The organism is Alcanivorax sp. UBA3183 (assembly GCF_002364155.1).
Lineage (GTDB): Bacteria > Pseudomonadota > Gammaproteobacteria > Pseudomonadales > Alcanivoracaceae > Alcanivorax > Alcanivorax jadensis.
This window is the reverse complement of record NZ_DEXN01000038.1, coordinates 70,529-73,617: the sequence shown is the minus strand read 5'-3', so window position 1 is coordinate 73,617 and position 3,089 is coordinate 70,529. Positions and strand designations below refer to the sequence as shown.

Here is a 3,089-nt window from a genome sequence, read left to right as displayed (position 1 = left end):
CAGATACAGCACCGGTGGATAACCTTGCAGCCAGCTCACATCAAAGCGCTGGCCGACGCCTTCCACCGCCACCTTCATGGTATCCAGACCAAAGATCAGTAAGCCGAAAGCCAGCAAAAACAGGCCGGCAGAACGCCACATGCCTTTCGGCAGGAGCACATAACAGAGGGCACCGGCCCCCGCCAGCGGCAGGCTGACCGCAGAAAGCGAGAGTTTGAAACCCAGCAGCGTTACTAGCCAGCCGGTTACTGTGGTGCCCAGATTGGCGCCCAGCATCACCGCCATGGCATGGCGCAGAGGGAGTATCCCCACCGACACGAATGCCAGCACCAATAACCCAACGAGAGAACTGCTCTGCATCACTGCTGTAATCAGGCCCCCTGCCACCACCCCTTTCAGGGTGGTGTTGGTGGACCGTTGCAGCCACTGGGAAGCCTTTTCGCTGAACAGGGTCTGCACCGCCTGTTCCACCAGTTGCATGGCAAACAGAAACAGACCCAGCCCGGCAATCATTGTCAGCACACTGTTCATCGCTGCGGCTCAATCATTCTTTTTCGCCAGTACTTGCCGATAGTGCTCAATACACTGGGGATCTTCCTGCGGGTATTCTGGCGCCAGCTCCTTCAGCGTATCCAGGAGCAACGCCGCCACCGCGGCTCTGGCATTTTTCTTGTCATCGTTGGGAATCAGATGCCAGGGAGCATGAAGGGTATGGGTTGGCACGAGGGTCTCGTTGACCAGCGATAGATAGGCGTCTCTTGCCAGCCAGCTTTCCACATCCGCCGCGTCAAACTTCCAGCGTTTGCGGGGCTTGTCCAAGCGCTTTAAGAGACGGCGACGCTGTTCTTCCTGCGAGGTATTCAGCCAGATCTTGATGATCCGGGTTCCTTCCCGGTGCAAGTGCTGCTCGAAGGCGTTGATGGCCTCGTATTTCAGCGGCCAGTCATCACTGCTGTGTTCGGTGACCGGCCACAACCGTTCAGCCAACACCGATTCATAGTGGCTGCGATTGAAGGCGACCACTTCCCCCCTGCCCGGCAGGTGGCGCCAAACCCGCCAGAGAAAATCATGATCCACCTCTTCACCCAGCGGTCGACTGAACCCATGTACCCGAAACGCGGCCGGATCCATGGCCCGGGCCAGGGTGCGAATCAGGCTGTCCTTGCCGGCAGCATCCAGCCCCTGCACCACCAGGAGCACCCCGTGACGTCGATTGGCAAACAGGCGCCGCTGGTATTCGTGCAGATCGTCCAGCACCGTATCGAGATCCTGTTGCGGTGGTTCCCTGAAATCAGTGGGTAAACTTTGTACGATGAGGGTGGGCCCCGACGGCCAACCAAAGCGGTCCAGTTCCATGCGCACTCCCTTGGGTATACCGTATTGAGCATAAAGGGCAGCGTGAGCCAGGCAAACAGGAGATTTTCATGGAACCACGTATCAGCATGATCACCCTTGGCGTCAATGACCTTGCGACGGCGATCCGCTTTTATGAGCAGGGTCTCGGCCTGCCCCGCCGCCCCATGCCGGACGAAGCGCCCGTGGCGTTCTTTGAATTGAACGGCACCTGGCTGGGCTTGTTCGGTCATGATGCGCTGGCCGCTGATGCCGGCGTTGCGCCATCGGATCAGGGCTTTCGTGGCGTAGCGATGGCACACAATGTGGAAAGCCCACAGCAGGTCGACCAGTTACTGGCCCAGGCTCAGGAAGCCGGTGCGCAACTGATCAAGCCCGGACAGTCCACCGACTGGGGCGGTTACGCCGGCTACTTTGCCGATCCGGATGGTCACCTGTGGGAGGTAGCCTGCAACCCGCATTTCTGGGTAGGACCCCGCTAGCTGGCGACTGACATCAACGTGCAGACATAAAAAAGCCCGGCACAGGGCCGGGCTTTTTTATCAGGCGGAACCTACGTTACTTGTAGATTTCGCCTTTTTCCGCTTTCTCCACCAGGGAAGCCGGCGGGTTGAAGCGATCACCATACAACTTGGCCAGCTCCTGGGCGCGGGCCGCAAAACCACGCAGACCACCCTCGTACTGGTTGATGTACTGGATCACGCCACCGGTCCAGGCCGGGAAGCCAATACCGAAGATGGAACCGATATTGGCATCGGCCACAGATTCCATAACCCCTTCGTCGAAGCATTTCACTGCTTCGATGGCTTCAACAAACATCATCCGTTCCTTGATGTCTTCGAACGGAATCTCTTTGTCACCACCAAAAGCGTCTTTCAGACCTGGCCACAGGTGCTTCTTGCCATTTTCCGGGTACTCGTAGAAGCCTTTGCCCTGGACTTTACCGGGACGATCCAGCTCTTCGACCATTTTCTTCATGACCACTTCTGCCGGATGCTCGGGCGGCAGTTCCTGACCTTCACGCTTGGCATCGTCACGGGCCGCCTTGCCGATCTTCAGGGCGGTTTCCATGTTGATCTCATCGATCAGGTTCAGCGTGCCTACCGGGTAACCGGCCTGCATGGCGGCCTGTTCAATGGACTGGGCATTGATACCTTCACCCAGCATGGCAATCCCTTCGTTGGCGAAGGTGCCGATCACGCGGGTGGTGAAGAAACCGCGGGCATCGTTGACCACGATGGGGGTCTTCTTGATCTGCTGGCAGTAATCGTAGGTTTTCGCCAGCGCTTCCGGGCTGGTGTCCTTGCCGGAAATAATTTCCACCAGCGGCATCTTGTCCACCGGGCTGAAGAAGTGGATACCAATAAAGTTATCCTGCTTCTTCACACCCTTGGCCAGGCCGGTAATCGGCAGAGATGAGGTGTTAGAGCCAAGCACGGCATCCGGCTTCACCACATCCTCGATTTCCTGGAATACCTTGTGCTTCAGTTCGGTGCTTTCGAACACCGCCTCGATCACGAAGTCCACCCCGTCCAAATCCTTGGCATCTGCCGTGGCATGGATCAGCGACAGGATCTGCTCTTTCTTCTCCTCGGTCATCTTGCCGCGGGAGATGTCCTTGTCGAGCAGCTTGCGGGAGTAATCCTTGCCCTTGTCCGCGTTTTCCTGGGAGATGTCTTTCAGCACAACCTTGGCGCCACTGCGAGCGGTCACATAGGCAATGCCCGCGCCCATCA

At 57.9% G+C, this 3,089-nt stretch carries 4 protein-coding genes; 1 reads left to right on the top strand and 3 read right to left on the bottom strand.

Going from position 1 to position 3,089, the window contains the following annotated elements; translation table 11 throughout:
- Positions 1–531, bottom strand: a 531-nt coding sequence (locus B3Q33_RS11895) for a Na/Pi symporter (RefSeq protein ID WP_286827606.1), incomplete at its 3' end; no start/stop codon positions are given.
- A 9-nt stretch (positions 532–540) separates the two neighbouring features.
- Positions 541–1,356: a polyphosphate kinase 2 family protein gene (locus B3Q33_RS11890; protein ID WP_273009448.1), complete on the bottom strand. Its 816-nt coding sequence runs from the start codon at positions 1,354–1,356 to the stop codon at positions 541–543.
- Positions 1,357–1,424: 68 nt separating this feature from the next.
- On the opposite strand from B3Q33_RS11890, the gene B3Q33_RS11885 reads away from it, so the two are divergent.
- Positions 1,425–1,835, top strand: coding sequence for a VOC family protein (locus tag B3Q33_RS11885; protein WP_272974961.1), 411 nt, complete (start codon positions 1,425–1,427; stop codon positions 1,833–1,835).
- 76 nt (positions 1,836–1,911) lie between these two features.
- Here the strand turns inward: B3Q33_RS11885 and B3Q33_RS11880 are convergent.
- The coding region (locus B3Q33_RS11880; RefSeq protein ID WP_286827604.1) for a 3-hydroxyacyl-CoA dehydrogenase family protein at positions 1,912–3,089 on the bottom strand (1,178 nt) is incomplete at its 5' end.